The 17,197-nt window shown below is 71.0% G+C and carries 18 protein-coding genes and 1 tRNA gene; 13 read left to right on the forward strand and 6 right to left on the reverse strand.

Annotation, left to right across the window (positions count from 1 at the left end):
* The first annotated feature begins 36 nt into the window (after nt 1–36).
* From SY84_RS08080 to SY84_RS08090, 3 genes are all read left to right on the forward strand, one after another.
* The gene (locus tag SY84_RS08080) at nt 37–819 is read left to right on the forward strand and encodes an AIM24 family protein (RefSeq protein WP_046843594.1); all 783 of its coding nucleotides are present in this window, start codon (nt 37–39) and stop codon (nt 817–819) included.
* Nucleotides 820–871: 52 nt separating this feature from the next.
* The gene (locus SY84_RS08085; RefSeq protein WP_229756045.1) at nt 872–1,798 is read left to right on the forward strand and encodes an AEC family transporter; all 927 of its coding nucleotides are present in this window, start codon (nt 872–874) and stop codon (nt 1,796–1,798) included.
* Nucleotides 1,799–2,063: 265 nt separating this feature from the next.
* On the forward strand, nt 2,064–2,483 hold the full coding sequence (locus SY84_RS08090; RefSeq protein WP_046843595.1) for a VOC family protein: 420 nt from the start codon (nt 2,064–2,066) through the stop codon (nt 2,481–2,483).
* On the opposite strand, the gene SY84_RS08095 is transcribed toward SY84_RS08090, so the two are convergent.
* Nucleotides 2,484–2,945 (reverse strand): hypothetical protein, encoded by a 462-nt coding sequence (locus tag SY84_RS08095; protein ID WP_046843596.1) that lies wholly within the window; start codon nt 2,943–2,945, stop codon nt 2,484–2,486. It lies immediately after the preceding gene.
* A gap of 61 nt (nt 2,946–3,006) precedes the next feature.
* On the opposite strand from SY84_RS08095, the gene SY84_RS08100 reads away from it, so the two are divergent.
* Nucleotides 3,007–3,495 (forward strand): hypothetical protein, encoded by a 489-nt coding sequence (locus tag SY84_RS08100; RefSeq protein ID WP_046843597.1) that lies wholly within the window; start codon nt 3,007–3,009, stop codon nt 3,493–3,495.
* 18 nt (nt 3,496–3,513) lie between these two features.
* Here the strand turns inward: SY84_RS08100 and SY84_RS08105 are convergent, their stop codons facing one another.
* Nucleotides 3,514–4,014: a PaaI family thioesterase gene (locus SY84_RS08105; protein WP_046843598.1), complete on the reverse strand. Its 501-nt coding sequence runs from the start codon at nt 4,012–4,014 to the stop codon at nt 3,514–3,516.
* A gap of 118 nt (nt 4,015–4,132) precedes the next feature.
* Between SY84_RS08105 and hemW the strand changes: the two genes are divergently transcribed.
* Complete coding sequence (hemW, locus tag SY84_RS08110; RefSeq protein ID WP_046843599.1) at nt 4,133–5,287, forward strand: radical SAM family heme chaperone HemW; 1,155 nt, start codon at nt 4,133–4,135, stop codon at nt 5,285–5,287.
* 122 nt (nt 5,288–5,409) lie between these two features.
* Nucleotides 5,410–6,813, forward strand: a complete 1,404-nt coding sequence (gene lpdA / locus SY84_RS08115; RefSeq protein WP_046843600.1) for a dihydrolipoyl dehydrogenase — start codon at nt 5,410–5,412, stop codon at nt 6,811–6,813.
* An 87-nt stretch (nt 6,814–6,900) separates the two neighbouring features.
* Here the strand turns inward: lpdA and SY84_RS15880 are convergent, their stop codons facing one another.
* The gene (locus SY84_RS15880; protein WP_052751082.1) at nt 6,901–9,546 is read right to left on the reverse strand and encodes an ATP-binding protein; all 2,646 of its coding nucleotides are present in this window, start codon (nt 9,544–9,546) and stop codon (nt 6,901–6,903) included.
* Between the two features lie 109 nt (nt 9,547–9,655).
* Here SY84_RS15880 and SY84_RS08125 point away from each other — a divergent pair, with 109 nt between their 5' ends.
* The 6 genes from SY84_RS08125 (at nt 9,656) to SY84_RS08150 (ending at nt 14,461) form a co-directional block, all read left to right on the forward strand.
* The gene (locus SY84_RS08125) at nt 9,656–10,843 is read left to right on the forward strand and encodes a BioF/Kbl family PLP-dependent acyltransferase (protein ID WP_046843601.1); all 1,188 of its coding nucleotides are present in this window, start codon (nt 9,656–9,658) and stop codon (nt 10,841–10,843) included.
* Between the two features lie 98 nt (nt 10,844–10,941).
* Nucleotides 10,942–11,235, forward strand: a complete 294-nt coding sequence (locus tag SY84_RS08130) for a GNAT family N-acetyltransferase (RefSeq protein WP_229756044.1) — start codon at nt 10,942–10,944, stop codon at nt 11,233–11,235.
* 569 nt (nt 11,236–11,804) lie between these two features.
* On the forward strand, nt 11,805–12,236 hold the full coding sequence (locus SY84_RS08135; RefSeq protein ID WP_046843603.1) for a hypothetical protein: 432 nt from the start codon (nt 11,805–11,807) through the stop codon (nt 12,234–12,236).
* A 102-nt stretch (nt 12,237–12,338) separates the two neighbouring features.
* Nucleotides 12,339–13,046: a guanylate kinase gene (gene gmk, locus SY84_RS08140; protein WP_046843604.1), complete on the forward strand. Its 708-nt coding sequence runs from the start codon at nt 12,339–12,341 to the stop codon at nt 13,044–13,046.
* Between the two features lie 7 nt (nt 13,047–13,053).
* Nucleotides 13,054–13,572, forward strand: coding sequence for a macro domain-containing protein (locus SY84_RS08145; RefSeq protein WP_046843605.1), 519 nt, complete (start codon nt 13,054–13,056; stop codon nt 13,570–13,572).
* A 22-nt stretch (nt 13,573–13,594) separates the two neighbouring features.
* On the forward strand, nt 13,595–14,461 hold the full coding sequence (locus tag SY84_RS08150) for a sulfurtransferase (protein ID WP_046843606.1): 867 nt from the start codon (nt 13,595–13,597) through the stop codon (nt 14,459–14,461).
* Between the two features lie 3 nt (nt 14,462–14,464).
* Here SY84_RS08150 and xseA read toward each other — a convergent pair whose 3' ends face one another.
* Together xseA and SY84_RS08160 are read right to left on the reverse strand one after the other, a co-directional pair.
* Nucleotides 14,465–15,688 (reverse strand): exodeoxyribonuclease VII large subunit, encoded by a 1,224-nt coding sequence (xseA, locus tag SY84_RS08155; RefSeq protein ID WP_046843607.1) that lies wholly within the window; start codon nt 15,686–15,688, stop codon nt 14,465–14,467.
* The gene (locus tag SY84_RS08160; RefSeq protein WP_046845047.1) at nt 15,685–16,038 is read right to left on the reverse strand and encodes a fluoride efflux transporter FluC; all 354 of its coding nucleotides are present in this window, start codon (nt 16,036–16,038) and stop codon (nt 15,685–15,687) included. The genes xseA and SY84_RS08160 overlap by 4 nt, the downstream gene beginning before the upstream one ends.
* Before the next feature lie 65 nt (nt 16,039–16,103).
* On the opposite strand from SY84_RS08160, the gene SY84_RS08165 reads away from it, so the two are divergent.
* Nucleotides 16,104–17,021, forward strand: a complete 918-nt coding sequence (locus SY84_RS08165) for a magnesium transporter CorA family protein (RefSeq protein WP_046843608.1) — start codon at nt 16,104–16,106, stop codon at nt 17,019–17,021.
* A 31-nt stretch (nt 17,022–17,052) separates the two neighbouring features.
* Here SY84_RS08165 and SY84_RS08170 read toward each other — a convergent pair.
* Nucleotides 17,053–17,129, reverse strand: a tRNA-Arg gene (locus SY84_RS08170).
* Nucleotides 17,130–17,197: the final 68 nt, after the last annotated feature.

A 17,197-nucleotide genomic window follows, 5' to 3' on the forward strand; every position in this document is an offset into this window, starting at 1 on the left:
GGGAACCCCGTGCTGCCGGCCCCCGTACTGACCGACATGGACTTCACCTGGAAAGGCGTCACCGAGCGTGACCTGAGCAGCGGGCAGAACCGGCTGGAAGTCATCGAGTACAGCGCCGAGCCCATGGAGGCCGCGCTGAGCGGGTACCACCAGACGCTGAGCCGCCCCGCCCGCTGGCGGCAGCTGGCCGTGCACGTCGCCGGGGACGGCAGCGCCGGGAACGCCGTGCTGGAAACCGGCGCCCTGCAATACCTGCGCGGCACTCTGGAGATGCAGGCCGTGAACGCCGCCGGAGGCAGTGGCCTGGGCGGCTTCCTGCGCGGGGCCGTCACCGCCGCCGCCAGCGGCGAGGGCCTGTACAAGACCGCCTTCCGGGGCAGCGGCACCCTGTACACCGAACCCACCCGCCTGCACCTGCTGCTGGGCGAACTGCGCGGCGAGAGCCTGATCGTGGACGACGGCGCGTTCGTCGCGTGCGTCGGGGACATCACCGTGGGCCGCCACGTGAACCACGGCTTCGCGCAGGCCGTCGGCAGTGGCGAGGGCCGGGTGCAGCCCAAACTGACCGGCAGCGGCCTGTTCGCCCTGCAGAGCCCCGTCCCCCCCGAGGAATTTCAGGTGCTCGACCTGCGCGGCGACACCCTGAAAGTCGACGGGAACCTCGTGGTGGCGTACACCGACGGGCTGGAATTCAAGGTGGAGAAGAGCGCGCGCGGGCTGCTCGGCAGCGGCAAGACCGGCGAGGGCTTCGTGCAGTCCTACCGCGGCACCGGCCGCGTATGGCTCGCCCCCACCCTCCCCCTGCACACCACCCACTGACCCGTCTGCACCTGAACGCCGCCCGCCCCGCCACGCGTGACAGCATGGCGGGGTGCTTCAGGCCCTGAGTAACGTCCTGCTGCCCGTCATGCTCGTCGCGGGGCTGGGCGCGCTCGTCTCGGCGCGCTTCCCCATTGATCAGGCGACCATCGCGCGGGTCACGCTGTACCTGCTGTCCCCGGCACTCGTGCTGAACGTCCTGCTGACCACCCGCGTGCAGGCGGGCGAAGTCCTGACGCTGGGCGCCGCGTACGCCCTGACCGTCGCGGGCAGCCTGCTGCTGGGCTGGCTGACCGGCCTGCGCGCCCCGCAGGCGCAGCGGCGCAGCCTCACCGCGAGCGTCGGCATCTGGAACAGCGGCAACATGGGCCTCCCCATCGCGCTGTTCGCCTTCGGACAGGCAGGCTTCGCGCACGCCACGCTGCTGTTCCTGATGTCCTTCGTGGGCATGTACGTCATCGCGCCCGTCGTGTACACCGCCCGCGTGCGCCGCCCCGACCAGCCGCCCCCCAGCGCGGGCCGGATGCTGCTAAACATGGTGCGCCTCCCAGCCGTGTGGATGGTCGCGCTGGGCGTCACGCTGCGCGCCCTGCACCTGCAACTGCCCGAGGGCCTGACGCGCGGCGTGGAGTTGCTCGCACAGGCGACCCTGCCGATGGTACTGCTCTCACTGGGCCTGCAACTCGGCTCGGGCGGCTGGCCGCGCCTGGACACCCGCGTGTGGCTGGCCACCGCCGCGCGGCTGATCGGCGGCCCCCTGCTGGGCGTCGCCGCCGGACTCATCTGCGGCCTGCGGGGCGAGGTGCTGGCCGTCCTCGTGCTGTCCGCCAGCATGCCCACCGCCGTCAACGCCCTGCTGATCGCCCGCGAGTACGGCGGGGACGCCGACACGGTCGCCCGCACCGCGTTCCTCAGCACCGTCCTGAGCGTGCCGACCATCGCAGCGGTCGTGGCGCTGCTGCCCCGCCTGACCGGCTGACGCGACTGCATACGCCGCATACCTCCAGACCAGAAAACACGTTCAGCACACGGTTCCCGGAACCCATATACCAGGGTTGACACGCCCTGCATACCACGATATCCTTTCCCTATCACCGTCCGCGAAGGACGGATTTTTCGTTCTGGAACCCCGAACGCTACAACGGAGGCTGCACCGGCCGCATCAGGATTCCCGAACCGCACCGGCGGGGAGCATAGGCCACCACACCGGTCCGCACGCCGCCAGAGGCCGCTACGCTGCGCTCATGACCGAGAATCTCTCGCTGGTGCCCGTGACCGAGTGGGCGCCGCTGGTGCCTGAGTTGATGACCCGTGACCTGGGGCGTTCGCTGGACGTGTACACGCGCGTGTTCGGCTTCACGCTGCACGACACGCGGCCCGGCTTTGCGTACCTGAGCCTGGGCCGCGCGCAGTGGATGCTGGAGCAGGCGCAGCCGGATGGCGCGTGGCTGACCGGGCCGCTGGAGGTGCCGTTCGGGCGCGGCATCAACTTTCAGATCGTGCACCCGGAGCTGGACGCCCTGCACGCGCGGCTGGTCGCGGAAGGCTATCCGCTGTTCCAGCCGCTGCGGACCGAGACGTACCTGGAGGGCGAGGTAGCGAACAAGCAACGCCAGCTGCTGATACAGGACCCGGACGGGTACCTGCTGCGCTTCACGGACTGATCAGGGCGTCACGCGCTCCTCGTGGATGTAGCCGTCCAGCCGGGCGAGGCGGCCCCGCAGTGCCAGGACGTACACCGCCGGGGGCACCTCCTCCCCCATCGTCCAGGCGCGGATGTCGTGCGCCTCGCCGACGGTCAGGAGCCGGTCGAGGAGGCACAGGAGCATGCGGCGGCCCTCGGCGTGCTCGGTCAGCAGCTCCGGGAGGGTCATGTCCGCCAGGGGCGCGGTGGGGCGCAGCGGCAGGCCGTCCAGGTGCCCTTCGAGACCGATGCGCATCTCCATCTGGATCTTGCGTTCCATGCCGGTGCAGTCGCGCAGGGTCTCCTCGGCGCCCGCACGCCAGGTTCCGGGCTCCAGCGTGGGGAGGGGACGGGCGTTCAGGTCGCGCTGCACGGCGCGCGGGTCGGCGTGGCGGGCCTCCTCGCGCAGCAGGTCCAGCGGGTGGGGATCGCGGGTGGTCATGCCGGACAGTCTGCCGCACGCGACTGTGGCCGGGTGCCGCACCTCGCCTATGCTGGCAGGCATGCAACACACCCGCACCTGGTCTGACGTGTATGGCAGTGCCCGCGCCCTGTTCGAGGGTCGCGCCGGGGGGCACGCGTGGCTGATCGCCGCGCCGCCCGAACTGGCAGGCGAACTCGCGGCAGCCATTGCGGGTGTGGACGGGAAGGGCCGCGCCGCGCTGGTCGTGCACGAGGGGCTGACGCCGCTGCTGGCCGCCGTGCAGGAGGAACGTCCGCGCGGCGTGATCGTGATCGCGCACACCGCGCTGGCAGGTGGCCCGGCGGTGAGCGTACCGGACACGCTGGTCGAGGACGCGGGTGGCCTTCCCTACCGCGAGGGCGGCGAGTTCCCCGCCTGGACGGGCGAGGACGCCGGTGAGGGCGCGCAGGGCGAGTGTCCGGCCGCGTCCGCCGTGGCGGGGCTGGGCGTGCCCGTGACCGTCACCACGCCCGCCGCACTGGCCGCCACCCTGACCGCCTGGATGGACCGCACCCCGCACGGCCGCTGACCGCGCCGGAGTGGGGATTCAGCGCAGCAGGAGGCAGGTGGTGGTGGCGTGCGCGTACAGCTTCCCGGCGTCGTCGACGATGCGGCCCTCGGCGATGGCGGTCTGGCGGGTGACCTGCACGACCTGTCCGATGGCCTGCACCTCGGGGCCACCCGCAAGCAGGGGGCGGATGCAGTTGAACTTCAGTTCCAGCGTGGTGTAGCCCACCCCGGCGGGCAGCGTGGTGTGGACGGCGCAGCCCACGGCGGAGTCGAGCAGCGTGGCGAACACGCCGCCGTGCACGCTGCCGATGGGGTTGTGGTGGAACTCCTGCGGTTTCAGGCGGAAGACGGCGCGGCCCTCGGTGAAGTCCTCGGCACGCAGGGGTTCCATGCCGAGCGTCATGCCGATGGGTGCGGGGGGCAACTCGCCGCGAGCGATGGCGTGCAGGTACTCCAGGCCGCTCAGGCGGCGGGCGGCCTCCAGGGCGGGGGTCATGTCGGCCCAGGTGTAGGTACGCTCTCGGGGCTGGTCAGTCATGCGCGGAGGATACGCGCGGGCCGCAGCAGGTTTCTGGACTGCCCCCCCTCGGGCTTCCCGCGCCGGGCGTGGAAGGCGGGTCACGGTTCGCGCGGGGGTGGGCGGTACACTGCCGCGCGTGAGCCTGCCTGCCCCCTCCCCCGCGCTGGATCCGGTGGTGCGGCACCTGTACGTGCACGTACCGTTCTGCCCGACCATCTGCCCGTACTGCGATTTTCACGTCCTGACGCGCCGCACGGGGCTGGTGGAACGCTACCTGGAACAGCTGGAGGTCGAGGCGGCGGGGCTGGCCGCGGTCTACACCGTCGAGCTGGACACGGTGTACCTGGGGGGCGGCACGCCCAGTTTCCTGCGGGACGAGGAACTCGCGGCGCTGGTGGGCAGCGTGCGGCGGCACCTGGGCTGGGGCCGCGTGGAGAACACGCTGGAGGTCAACCCGGGGACGGTCAGCGGGCCGCGCGCGGGGCACTGGCGGGCGCTGGGCTTCGACCGGGCCAGCGTGGGCGTGCAGAGCCTCGACGACGCCACATTGACATTCCTGGGCCGTCAGCATGACGCGGCGCAGGCGCGTGAGGCCGTGACGACCCTGATCGGTGAGGGCTTCCGCGTGAGTGGTGACCTGATCACGGCCGTGCCGGGGCAGCCGCTCCTGAGTGACATTCAGGGGCTGGTGGACCTGGGCGTGGGGCACGTCAGTGCGTACACGCTGACCATCGAGCCCGGCACCGAGTTCGCCCGGCGCGGCGTGACCGTGCAGGAGGACGACGAGCGGCGCGGCTTCGAGGAGACAGAGGCCGCCCTGACCGCGCTGGGCTTCGCCCGCTACGAGGTGAGCAACTACGCGCGGCCCGGGCAGGAATCCCGGCACAATCTCGCGTACTGGCAGGGCCGCACGTACCTGGGGCTGGGGCCGGGCGCGGCCGGACACTACCCGGCGGAAGGCGGGGCGCGGGGCACAGGGGACATGTTGACGGTCCGCCGGACGAATCCGCACCTGCACGGGTGGCTGACGGGGGCGGCGGGCGAGGCGGAGGCCATCGACGCGACCGAGTTCGTGACGGACGCGCTGTTCATGGGCCTGCGCCTGCGCGCGGGGGTGGATCTGGCGGACCTGTCGCGCCGCAGCGGTCTGGACGTGGCCGGGGTGTACGCCGCGCCCATCGCGCAGAACGTCGCGCGCGGCCTCCTGACCCTGGACGGCGACCGGCTGCGCGCCACGCCGGACGGCTGGTGGGTGCTGAACCGCGTGGTGACGGACTTCCTTGAGATCTGAGTCTTTTCTCCATCACCGATCAACCATCACCCATGTTTGACCAGTGGGAGTTGTGAATGGCGCCTGTCCAGCTATGGCGGCAGGTCAGTGACGGCTCACGGGGGGCGCGTTAGACTGCCAGCATGACGAAATCCTATGACTACGACGTGCTCGTGATCGGCGCGGGACCCGGCGGGTATCACGCGGCGATCCGCGCGGCGCAGCTGGGCCTGAAGGTCGCGTGCGCCGAGCGGGAGAAGGTGGGCGGCGTGTGCCTGAACGTGGGCTGCATTCCCACCAAGGCGCTGCTGCACGCCGGTGAGCAGATTGCCGCGGCGCGGCATGCGGCGGACTTCGGCCTGACCTTCGGCGAGCAGCGGATGGACATCGCCAAGCTGAACGGCTGGAAGGACGGCATCGTGAAGAAGCTGACCGGCGGGGTGGGCGCGCTGTTCAAGGCGAACAAGGTCACGCACCTGACCGGGCAGGCCAGCTTCGTGGACGACCACACCGTCAGGGTCGGCGAGCAGACGGTGACGGCGGCCAGCATCATCATCGCGACGGGCAGCGAGCCCGCCAAACTGCCGGGCCTGGACGTGGATCAGGAGAGCATCGTGGACTCCACGGGCGCGCTGGTCATGCCGGACCCGGTGCCCGCGCGCATGCTGTGCATCGGCGGCGGCGTGATCGGCTTCGAGTTCGCGCACGTGTACAACAACATGGGCAGCAAGGTCAAAGTGATCGAGTTCATGCCGAACGTGGTGCCCGGCGCGGACGCCGACGCCGTCAAGGAATTCACGAAGGCCATGAAGAAGCAGGGCATCGAGATCGCCGTGCAGACCAAGGCCAACAAGGCCGAGAAGAAAGCCGACGGCGTTCACGTGGAACTCGAGGACGTGAAGACCGGCGCCAGGACCGTGGAAGTCTTCGACCGCGTGCTGGTGGCCGTGGGCCGCCGCCCGCGCACCGACGGCCTGAACGCCCAGGCGGCGGGCGTGACCGTCACGGACCGGGGCTTCATCCCGGCGGACAGGCAGCAGCGCACGAACGTCCCGCACATCTACTCCATCGGGGACGTCGCCAGTAACCCCATGTTGGCCCACAAGGCCATGAAGGAAGGTCTGGTCGCGGCCGAGGTCATCGCCGGGAAACCCGCCGAGCAGGACGCCGTCGCCATTCCCGGCGTGGTGTACACCAGCCCTGAACTGGCCTGGGTGGGCCTGACCGAGCAGGAAGCCAAGGACAAGGGTTACACCATCAAGACCGGCGTGTTCCCCCTGTCCGCCTCGGGCCGCGCCATGACCCTCCAGCAGACCGACGGCTTCGTGAAGATGGTCGTCGAGAAGGACACGGACCTGCTGCTGGGCGTGCACATCGTCGGCCCGCACGCCAGCGACCTGCTCGGCGAGGCCGGACTGGCGCTGGAGATGGCCGCGACCGCCAGCGACATCGCCCTGACCATCCACGCGCACCCCACCCTGGGCGAGAGCGTGCTGGAGGCCGCCGAGGCGGTGCATAAGCAGGCGATTCATATCATGAACAGGTAATCGCCTCGCCGCCCGAAGGGCCGAGCAGAGCGAGGAGCGAACGAACCCCCGGGCCGCCCCGGGGGTTTGCCATACCTGAAGTGGTGGTCAGTGACCCTGAGGGGCAGGTGGCAGCTCGGGCGGCGCGGCGGGGAGAGTGAACCAGAAGGTGGTGCCCTGGCCGGGCGCCGAGGTCAGGCCCATGCGGCCGCCGTGGCCTTCGACGATGCGGCGGGCGACGGACAGGCCGATGCCGGTGCCGGGGTATTCGTCGCGGCCGTGGAGACGCTGGAAGACCGTGAAGATCCGCTCGTGGTATTCGGGGGCGATGCCGATGCCGTTGTCCTGCACGGTGAAGCGGACCTGTTCATCTTCGTGCTGCGCGCTGATGTGCACGTGGGGGGGCACGCCGGGGGCGTGGAATTTCAGGGCGTTCCCGATGAGGTTCTGCAGGAGGCGGCGCAGCTGCGTGCCGGAGGCCAGGACGTGCGGCAGGGGGTCGGCGCTGAGCGTGGCGCCGGCCTGTTCCAGCGGCGCGGCCAGATCGGCACGCAGCTGCGAGAGGACGTGGGTGGGGTCGGTGGGCCGCAGGGGTTCGCGCTGGGAGGTGACGCGCGCGAAGCTCAGGAGGTCCTGGATGAGCTGCTGCATGCGGGCGGTGCCGCTGCTGATGTGCGTGACGTACTGCGCCACGCGGGGGTCCTGGTGGTGGTCGAAGCGCCGGGCGAGCAGTTCGGTGAAGCTGGTGATGGTCCGCAGGGGTTCTTGCAGGTCGTGACTGGCGACGTACGCGAACTGTTCGAGTTCGGCGTTGCTGCGTTCGAGTTCCTGGGTGCGGCGGTGCAGGGCCTGGGCGTGCTCGGTGCGTTCGAGGGCGAGTTGCAGGCTGGAGAGGACCGTGTCGAGCAGGCGGCGGTTCACGCTGGTCCAGGGTTCGGGGGTGTGGCGGCCCACGACGAGGACGCCGCGCACGCGCTGGCCGCTCTGGACGGGGAAGGACGCGGTGGCCTGGATGTCGGTGATGTCCTCGCGGGCGGCGGCGACGGTGGCGGGGTCAAAGCGGTCCTGGTAGTGGGGGGTGCGGGTGGTGAAGGGCCGGTCAACGTTGACGGTCTGGCCGCGCGGCAGGCCGCGCTGGAGGACAGGCAGCAGGTTGGGGTTGCGGAAGTGGCCGCGGTGGCTGCGCAGCCGCCAGCGGTCGCCCTGCGGTTCGTAGTAGGTGGTGACGGCGTGCGGCAGGAGGCTCACGATGATCTCCTGCGCGCGTCCGACGAGGCTGACCGGGTCGGGTTCCAGGGTGAGGTCCCGCGAGAGTTCCGCGAAGGCTTCCAGGGCGCGGGTGCGGATTTCGAGTTCAGCGGCGTGTTCGCGCAGGGTGCGGGCCTGTTCGGCGCGTTCGATGGCCAGCCCGAGGCTCTGGGCGACGCTTTCCAGGACGGCCTTGTCGGCGCGGCGCCAGGGCTGGGCGTGGTTCAGGCCGAACGCGAAGATGCCGCGCGGCGCGCCCTTCACGCTGACGGGCAGTGTGGCGGTCGTCTGGAGCTGCTCCGTGACGGCTTCCAGACCGTCGGCGGCGCGGTCGTAGTGTTCCTGGTAGTGGGGCAGGCGGGTGCGCCAGGGGATCAGCAGGTTCGGTGTGCCCTCAAAGGAGATCCCGGCGTCCAGGATGGCCTGCAACTGCGGGTTGCCCAGGTCGCCCACCTGGGATTTCAGGCGCCACAGGTCGCCTTCGGGTTCGTAGTACACGGCGAAGCCGCTGGGCAGGAGCTGCTGGGCGAACTGCTGGGCGCGGCGGATCAGGGCGTACAGGTCACCTTCCAGGGTGAGGTCGCGCGTGAGGCCCGCGAAACCTTCAAGGACGGCGGTGCGGGCCTCGAGTTCGGTGTTCTGCCCGTGCAGCTGCGCGGCCAGCTGCGCCAGATCGGATTCGTTGCGGCTGAGCTGCGCCTGGGTGTCGGCGGCGCGGGCCTGCCGCTCGAGTTCCAGGGCGCGGCGTTCGCGCAGGTCGCGGACGTACCCGATGACCAGATCGTCCGTCTGGTCGTGGTACCGCAGGAGCTGCACCTCGACCGGGATGGCCTGACCGTGGCGGTCGAGCATGGTCTTCTCGTACCAGCCGCTGGCGCCGTGCGTGAACGCGCGGGCGAAGGCGGCCTCGTCCCCGGCGCGTTCGCTGTCGGGCGTGAGGGTCACCCAGTTGATGCGCCCGGCGTCGAAGTCGGCGCGGGTGTAGCCCAGCAGGTGCAGGTACGCGTCGTTGACCTCCAGCAGCTGCCCGTCCAGCGTGCCCGCCGCGATCCCGATGGGGCTGAGGGTGGCGAAGGTCTGCGCGCGGGTCAGGGCGACCTGCCCGGCCTGGGCTGATCCGAGCAGCGCGGCGTGCTGCAGGGCCAGCGCGGCGACCCGCAGCGCGGAGAGCAGTTCGCCACGTTCCTGCGCGCCGGGCGGGGGTCCGGTCAGCAGGGCCGCGTCGTCCGGCGTGACCCGCAGCAGCAGGCCGTGCGGGGTGACGCTGATGGCCGGCAGCGGCTCGTCGCCACTGTCCCCGGGGGCGGGGGCCTGGACGGGCGCAGCGCCGCTGTGGCTGGCAAGTGTCCAGGGCTGCTCGGCGCCGCGCCTCCAGCGCAGCCACGCCATGTCGAGCAGGGCTTCCAGTGGGCGCAGCAGGTGACTGTCCAGGTCGCCGGGGGCCGCGATGGCCGTGGCCGCGCCGGTCAGGGCGGGCAGGTGGTCACGCAGGCGGGAAGGGGTCACGCGGGCACGATAGTGCAAGTACGCCTGGTGGCGTGTCACCGCGCGCCGAGACGGAGGTCGTCCCCGGCTCACGGACGGCGGAGGTGGGGGGCGCCTAGACTCTTCGAATATGGCCACTTCCCTGTCCGACCGTCTGACTGCCGAGCTGTCCGGCCTGCGTGAGAGCGGGCTGCTGATCCATCCGCGCGTGCTGGACAGCGCGAACCGTGCCCGGACGCGCGTGGATGGGCGCGAGGTAGTGAACCTCGCCAGCAACAATTACCTGGGCTTCGCGGACCACCCGGCCCTGAAGGCCCGGGCCGCCGAGTACCTGGACCGGTGGGGGGTGGGGGCGGGCGCGGTGCGCACGATCGCCGGGACGCTGCGGATCCACGAGGAGTTCGAGGCGCAGCTCGCGGCGTTCAAGCACACCGGGAGCGCGCTGGTGCTGCACAGCGGCTTCACCACGAACCAGGGGGTGCTGGGGGCGCTGCTGCGCGAGGGTGATCTGGTCGTCAGTGACGAGCTGAACCACGCCAGTATCATCGACGGGCTGCGTCTGACGAAGGCCACGAAGAAGGTGTTCAAACACGCCGACCCGGACGATCTGGAGCGCCTGCTGAAGGAGCACGACACGGACGGCCTGAAACTGGTCGTGACGGACGGGGTGTTCAGCATGGACGGCGACGTGGCGCCGCTGGACCGGCTGGTGGCGGTCGCCCGGAAGTACGGCGCGGTGACGTACGTGGACGACGCGCACGGCAGCGGCGTGATGGGCGAGGCGGGGCGCGGCACCGTGCATCACTTCGGCTTCGAGTACGCCGACGACGTGATTCAGGTCGGGACGCTCAGCAAGGCGTGGGGCGGCGTGGGCGGCTACGCGGCCGGGCACGGGGACCTGCGGCAGCTGCTGATCAACCGCGCCCGCCCGTACCTGTTCAGCACCGCGCAGGCCCCCGCCACGGTGGGCGCGCTGGCCGCCGCGCTCGACGAGGTGCAGCGTGACCCCACCCTGATGGAGCGCCTGTGGGCGAACACCCGGTACTTCAAGGCGGAGTTGCAGGGCCTGGGCTTCGACATCTTCGGCAGCACAACGCCCATCACGCCGGTGATCTTCGGCGAGGCACCCGCCGCGTTTGAGGCAAGCCGCCTGCTGTTCGACCGGGGCGTGTTCGCGGTGGGCCTGGGCTTCCCGACCGTGCCGCGCGGGCTGGCCCGCATCCGCAACATCGTGACCGCCGAGCACACCCGCGACGACCTGGATCACGCCCTGCAGGCGTACGCTGAGGTGGGCCGCGCGCTGGGCATCATCTCCTGATCACCTGCCGCGTCCGCGAGTGGCCGGATCTGCCCGCGCTTGGGGAGCTCCGGTCGCTCGCCTGGGGGGGCGCGGACGACGGGGCACGCTGGGCAGCGGTGCTGCCGCGCAGCCTGACCTGGGTCACCGCGCATGACGGGGCGCGGCTGGTGGGCTTCGTGAACATCGCCTGGGACGGGGGCGCGCACGCCTTCCTGCTGGACACGACCGTCCACCCGGACTGGCAGCGGCGCGGCGTCGGCACGCAGCTGGTGCAGGCGGGCATCCGCGCCACGCGGGAGCACGCGGGGGTGGAGTGGTTGCACGTGGATTTTGAAACTCACCTGACGGCCTTCTACGCCGCGTGCGGCTTCACACCCACGGCTGCCGGGCTACTGCGCCTGCACCCGTAACTTCCGATGCGCTGCACCCTACCCGTCTGCGCGTTTCTCTACGAAATACAGCCGCTGCGCGTGAAGCGCGGTGCCCGCCTGGCTTCAGGAGCGGCCGGAAGGCAGGAGTGGTCAACTCAGGCGATCTTTCCAGTGACATCACTCGACTTTTAACGGGTGCATTGGGCAACCTATCGGACTGGGATTCTGGCGATACCGTCACGGATGGACATTGAGGAAGGGCTGGACATTTTGCCCGCCGGGGCACGTGACAACCTGCAGAGGGGCGTGGAGATCAATCTGTCGCCTGCTGCTGAGTTCGAGGACAGGGGTGAATGATCGATGAGGCCCGATCGTGCGCGGGATGCCAAGACATTTCAGTTGTGTCGCGCGTGACTGCCTCAAGTACGCAAGGTATAGGACTGTCTGCCAGGATGGCGTGATCGGCCACCGTTTCCCTGCCGGGTTCTCCTCGTCAAATCTTTCAGGGGCAGTCTCTTGCACAGGGAAGTCGAATGGATGAATATCCGCCGCTCTTTACTTGATGCCTTCCTGGCAGTCATACTCCTGAATCAGGAGGATATCTACTTATGGCTTACAAGAAACTCAGTGAACAGGTGATGGAACTCAGCAACCCCCAGCGCAGCGATACCTTCGTGAAGCTGTTCCAGGAAGCCGTGCGGTCCGGCAAGATTGACGGCGCGTACCTGCCCGAGCGCTTCACGATGCCCAAGCAGTTCACCCGCCGCGGCAGCACCGACACCTACCAGCGCGACACCCGCGAGATGATCTTCGACCACACGCCCGACTTCGACGCGTGGTTCGAGGAGACCAACCGTGACCTGGCCGCCGCGCGCCGGGGCGGGAACATCAAGCCCAGCATGGAAGCCGTCGAGTCCGGTCTGGTGGACTTCCAGACGATGGTCGAGGAGACGCGCCGCAAGATGCAGGCCAGCTTCGAGAAGGGTCAGGCGCTCGGCAAGGGCCGCGCAAAGACCACTTCCGGCAAGAAGAAGAAGTAAGCGAGGAGCCGGCGGGCGCGTGGCCTGTTCCCTGATGGGGCGGGCCGCGCGCCTGCTGCGTGCGGGTTTCCAGTCCTGGGGCCCCCCAGGTATGGTGTGGGGATGACGGTTTCCGAGACTCCACTTTCCACTCCTGCGCGGCGCGGGCTGCTGCTGGTCATGACCGGCGCGTCCGGCGTGGGCAAGGGCACGCTGCGTGAACGCTGGCTGGCCGGGCAGGACGTGTTCTTCAGTACCTCCTGGACGACCCGTTCAGCCCGCCCCGGCGAGCAGGACGGCGTGCACTACGTGTTCGTGAGCCCCGACGCGTTCGAGGAGAAGGCGCAGGCGAACGGCTTCCTGGAACACGCGGCGTTCGTGGGCAACCGGTACGGCACGCCGATCGAGCCGATCGAGGCGGCCCTGAGTCGCGGGCAGGACGTGGTGCTGGAGATCGAGGTGGAGGGCGCGATGCAGGTCAAGGCGCGCGTGGGTGAGGAGGCGATCCTGATCTTCATCATGCCGCCCAGCCTGACGGAGTTGCGCCGCCGCCTGGAGGGCCGCGCGACCGAGACGCCCGAACGGATCGAGAAGCGCCTGGCACGCGCCCGTGAGGAGATCCGCGAGGCGCACGAGTTCCGGTACGTGGTCGTGAACGACGACCTGGACCGCGCGGTGGAGGAACTCCTGGCGATCCAGCGGGCCGAGCGGGCGCGGCAGCTGCCCGAACCCGAGTGGACGGAAGCCGACCGGGAGGCGCGCGTGCGGGCCGATCACCTGCGCAGCTACACCTTCACGGACGCGCGGCTGGCCCAGGTCACCGGGGAGTAAGAGAGGCGTGCCGCTGGAACTGGTGCAGGGGGACATCGCGGCGCAGGACGTGTGTGCGGTGGTCACGGCGGCCAACAGGGAACTGGCGGGTGGGGGTGGCGTGGACGGCGTCATCCACCGCGCGGCGGGCCCGGAATTGCTGCGCGCCATCCGAGAGATCGGGGGAACACCGACCGGAACGGCGGTGATCACCCCGGCGTTCGGTCTGTCGGCGCGGGGCGTGCGGCACGTCATTCATGCGGTCGGGCCGATCTGGCGTGGGGGCACCCAGGACGAGCCGGAGTTGCTGGCCGGGGCGTACCGCCGCAGCCTGGAACTGGCCGCGCAGGCCGGATGCCGCAGCGTGGCGTTCCCGGCGATCAGCACCGGGGTGTACGGCTACCCGCTGCCGTCAGCGGCGGAGGTGACCCTGCGGACGATCACCGCGTTCCTGGCGGATCACCCGGACCTGCACGTGCGGGTGGTGCTGTTCGACGCGGGCACGCTGAACGTGTTCCGCCGGGCGTGGCAACGGCTGGAGGCCTGAGCGGCGGGTGTAGCCTGCGGGCATGGCCGACCTGACGCTGCCCACCCCGCTGGTTTCCGTGTCCTGGCTGCGCGCGCACCAGCGTGACCCGCGCGTGCGGGTGCTGGACGCCCGCTACGCCCTGAGCGACCCGCTGACCGGGCGGATCGCGTACCTGGGCGGGCACGTGCCGGGAGCCGTGTACGCCGATCTGGAGACGGACCTGAGCGGTCCGGTACAGCCGGATGGGTCGGGGGGGCGTCATCCGCTGCCGGACCCGGCGGCGCTGGCCGCGTGGCTGGGGAGCGTGGGCTTCGGGAACGACAGCCTGGTCGTGTGTTACGACGACCCCAGTACCGGGCAGGGCTTCTACGCGGCGCGGGCGTGGTGGCTGCTGCGCTGGCTGGGGCACGCGGGGGTGGCGGTGCTGGACGGCGGCTGGCCCGCCTGGGTCGCGGCAGGCGGTGACGTCAGTACAGAGGACCCCTCCCCCACCCCGGTCAGCTTCGTGCCGGACGTGCAGGCGGACCTCGTGGCGACTGCCGCCGACGTGCAGGCGCGCGGGGCGGGCACCCTCCTGATCGATTCGCGCGCGCCGGGCCGCTACCGGGGCGAGGTGGAACCCATCGACCGCAAGGGCGGGCACATCCCGGGCGCCGTGAACCGCGACTGGGCGGGCGCGCTGGACGGGTCGGGCCACTGGCGGGACGCGGGGGCGCAGGCGGCGCGGCTGGACGCGGGGGGCGCGCCGACCGTCACGTACTGCGGCAGTGGCGTGAGTGCCACGCCGAACCTGCTGGCCCGCGAACTGGCAGGTGTACCGCTGGGCCCGGACAACCGCCTGTACGCCGGGTCGTGGAGCGACTGGATCAGCGACGACACGCGCCCGGTGGCGACCGGCGAGGAATGAGAGTCACTCCTCGGCTCGCACGGGCACGCTGCCGTCAGTCCATTCCAGCGTGAGGGGCTGCCCGGGCGTGACCTGCGCGGCGCGGGTGACGGGTTGCCCGTCCGGGCCGCGGACGAGGGCGTAGCCGCGGGCCAGGGTGCGCTGCGGGGTGAGGCCCAGCGCCTGGCGCATCAGGGCGTCCACGTCCTGCGCGGCGCGGTCCACGTGCCGTCCGGCCGCGCTGCGGGCGCGGTCCAGCGCCCAGTCCGCGCCCGCCTGGGCGTCCACGAGGATCTGCGTGGCGTGCGCGCGGATGGTGCGGGCGTCCTCCTGCGCCTGCGCGGCGGCCCCCGCGACGGTGCGGACGATCAGCGCGGCGGCCTTGCTGGGCGTATCCACACGGGTATGGGCCACCTCGTCGGGGAGGGTGTCGTCCCGCGCGTGCCCCAGGCCCGTGATGACCGGCACGGGGAAGGTCGCCAGCGCGCGCGCGAACGCGAGGTCGTTCAGCCACGCGAGGTCCGTGACGGCCCCGCCGCCGCGCAGGACGACCAGCGCGTCCAGCGGTTCCTGCTCGTGCAGCGCGCGGGCCTCCCCGGCGGCGCGCAGCAGGCTGGGCGCGGCGTCGCGGCCCTGGAAGGTGGCCTCCAGGTAGACCGGGCGCAGCACCCCGGCGGCCTCCAGCGGGTCGATCTCGCGGCGGAAGTCGCCCAGACCGGCCGCCTCGCGCGGGGCGATCACGGCGAAGCGCCCGAAGTCCCCGGGGGCCGCCAGCAGGCGGTTCAGGCCGTAGACGCCCTCGCGGACCAGGGTCTCGCGGTGCTCGGCGAGGCGCAGCGCGGCGTCCCCCAGCGTGAATTCCGGCGCGACGTCCAGCACGTTCAGCGAGAAGCCGTACTGCTCGTGGAAGGTCGCCTCGGCAAACAGCAGCACCTTCAGGCCCGCCGTGAGGGTGCCGCCGGTCGCGCGGCGGAACTTGCCTTCCAGGCTGAAGCGTTCGCGGGCCCACACGGTCGCGCGGCACTTGGCGACCTCGCCGTCCTCTGCGGCCTGCACGAGATCCAGGTAGAGGTGGCGGCGGTCCGTGACGCTGGCGATCTCGGCGCGGACCCACACGGCGCCCGGCAGACCCCGCGCGACGACCTGCCCCACGTACGCGAGGAGTTCCGACAGTTCCAGGAACTGCTCCGGGGGTCGGGTCGCGCCGCTGCCTCCCCCCTCCCCGGTCTTCTTCTTGCGGCGGGTCACAGGCGTCCCCCCAGCGTGCGGCCCGCCACGGCCGCCAGGACGCCCAGCGTGACGCTGAGGCCCGCGTACAGCAGCGCCGCGCCGCCCCGCCCGTGGGCGAGCAGGTCGTCGAGTTCCACGCTGAAGGTGGAGAACGTCGTGAAGGCGCCCAGCACCCCGGTCCCGAACGCCAGCCGCGCCGCGTCCGGCCACACGCCCCGGCCCACCAGCGTCAGCGTCAGGCCCAGCAGGAACGACCCCAGGACGTTGATCAGCAGCACCGGCACGGGAAACGCGGCGCGCAGCGCCAGCGGCGCCAGCAGCACCTGCGTACCGTAGCGGGCCGCCGCGCCCACGGCGCCGCCCGCCATCACCCACAGCCACGCGTTCACCCTTTCAGCATAGTGGCCGGGCGGGAGTCTGCCATCCTGCGGGCATGATCAGGGCGCGGCGACTCAGCGACGGGCAGGACTTTCCCTGGAACGGGGAGCACGAGAACGTCTGGGTGGACACCCAGGACCCCACTCCGGCTGAACTGGCCGCGCTGCGCGCCGCGTTTCCCCTGAACCGCCTCGCGCTGGAGGACGCCCTGGAACGCGGGCACTGGAGCCGCGCCGAGGTGTACCCCGAGCACGCATTCATCACGGTGCGCTCTTACGTGAATCCGGATCAGGTGGACGAGTTCACGGAGCGGCTGAGTATCTTCACCTTCGATCACGCCGTGCTGACCCACAGCCCTGGCGGCACCCGCGCCCTGAGTGGGGTGTGGCCGCTGGCCGGACGCGACAGCGTGAACACCGCACAGGAAGTCACGTACGAGCTGCTCGATCACACCGCCGACACCTTCTTCACGGCTGCCGACGCGCTGGAGGCCCGCGTGGACGACCTGGAGGAACGCGTGTTCCAGAGGGTGCGGGAGAACCCGGTGCCGCACGTGTTCGAACTCAAGCACCTCGTGTCGCAGGCGCGGCGGCTGGCGACCGACGCGCGCGAGGCGACCGCGCTGCTGGGCCGCCACGCCACCTGCACCCCGGCCGACCTGGTGCGCTACCGCGACGTGCAGGACTCGTTCACGCGCGCCGCCGCACGCTTCGACACCCTGCGCGACCTCCTGACGAACCTGCTCGACCTGCACCTGAACCTCCAGAGCCAGCGCATGAACGAGGTCATGCGCACCCTGACCGCCGTCAGCGTGATCTTCCTGCCGCTGACCTTCCTGGCGGGCGTGTGGGGCATGAATTTCGAGTTCATGCCCGAACTGCGCAGCCCGCACGGCTACGCGCTGGCCTGGGGCACCTTCCTGCTGATCGGCGCGGCCCTGAGCGTGTACTTCAAACGCCGGGGCTGGTGGTAAACGAAAAGCCCCGCCGCAGGGGCGGGGTTCGTGGTGCACTCGCCGCGATTCGAACGCGGGGCCTGCCCCTTAGGAGGGGGCCGCTCTATCCAGCTGAGCTACGAGTGCGCGCGTGGGCCGGCGCGCGGCTGGCCGCCGGAAGTATAGCAGGGGCCCCCGTGCGGCGTTCACGTGCG

The organism is Deinococcus soli (ex Cha et al. 2016) (assembly GCF_001007995.1).
Lineage (GTDB): Bacteria > Deinococcota > Deinococci > Deinococcales > Deinococcaceae > Deinococcus > Deinococcus soli.

Excerpts from the sequence above, each read along its gene's own strand:
- SY84_RS08080 (WP_046843594.1), top strand. The coding sequence starts at position 37 with ATGGACTTCACCTGGAAAGGCGTCACCGAGCGTGACCTGAGCAGCGGG.
- SY84_RS08090 (WP_046843595.1), top strand. The coding sequence starts at position 2,064 with ATGACCGAGAATCTCTCGCTGGTGCCCGTGACCGAGTGGGCGCCGCTG.
- SY84_RS08095 (WP_046843596.1), bottom strand. The coding sequence starts at position 2,945 with ATGACCACCCGCGATCCCCACCCGCTGGACCTGCTGCGCGAGGAGGCC.
- SY84_RS08100 (WP_046843597.1), top strand. The coding sequence starts at position 3,007 with ATGCAACACACCCGCACCTGGTCTGACGTGTATGGCAGTGCCCGCGCC.
- SY84_RS08105 (WP_046843598.1), bottom strand. The coding sequence starts at position 4,014 with ATGACTGACCAGCCCCGAGAGCGTACCTACACCTGGGCCGACATGACC.
- lpdA (WP_046843600.1), top strand. The coding sequence starts at position 5,410 with ATGACGAAATCCTATGACTACGACGTGCTCGTGATCGGCGCGGGACCC.
- SY84_RS08125 (WP_046843601.1), top strand. The coding sequence starts at position 9,656 with ATGGCCACTTCCCTGTCCGACCGTCTGACTGCCGAGCTGTCCGGCCTG.
- SY84_RS08135 (WP_046843603.1), top strand. The coding sequence starts at position 11,805 with ATGGCTTACAAGAAACTCAGTGAACAGGTGATGGAACTCAGCAACCCC.
- gmk (WP_046843604.1), top strand. The coding sequence starts at position 12,339 with ATGACGGTTTCCGAGACTCCACTTTCCACTCCTGCGCGGCGCGGGCTG.
- SY84_RS08150 (WP_046843606.1), top strand. The coding sequence starts at position 13,595 with ATGGCCGACCTGACGCTGCCCACCCCGCTGGTTTCCGTGTCCTGGCTG.
- SY84_RS08160 (WP_046845047.1), bottom strand. The coding sequence starts at position 16,038 with ATGGCGGGCGGCGCCGTGGGCGCGGCGGCCCGCTACGGTACGCAGGTG.
- SY84_RS08165 (WP_046843608.1), top strand. The coding sequence starts at position 16,104 with ATGATCAGGGCGCGGCGACTCAGCGACGGGCAGGACTTTCCCTGGAAC.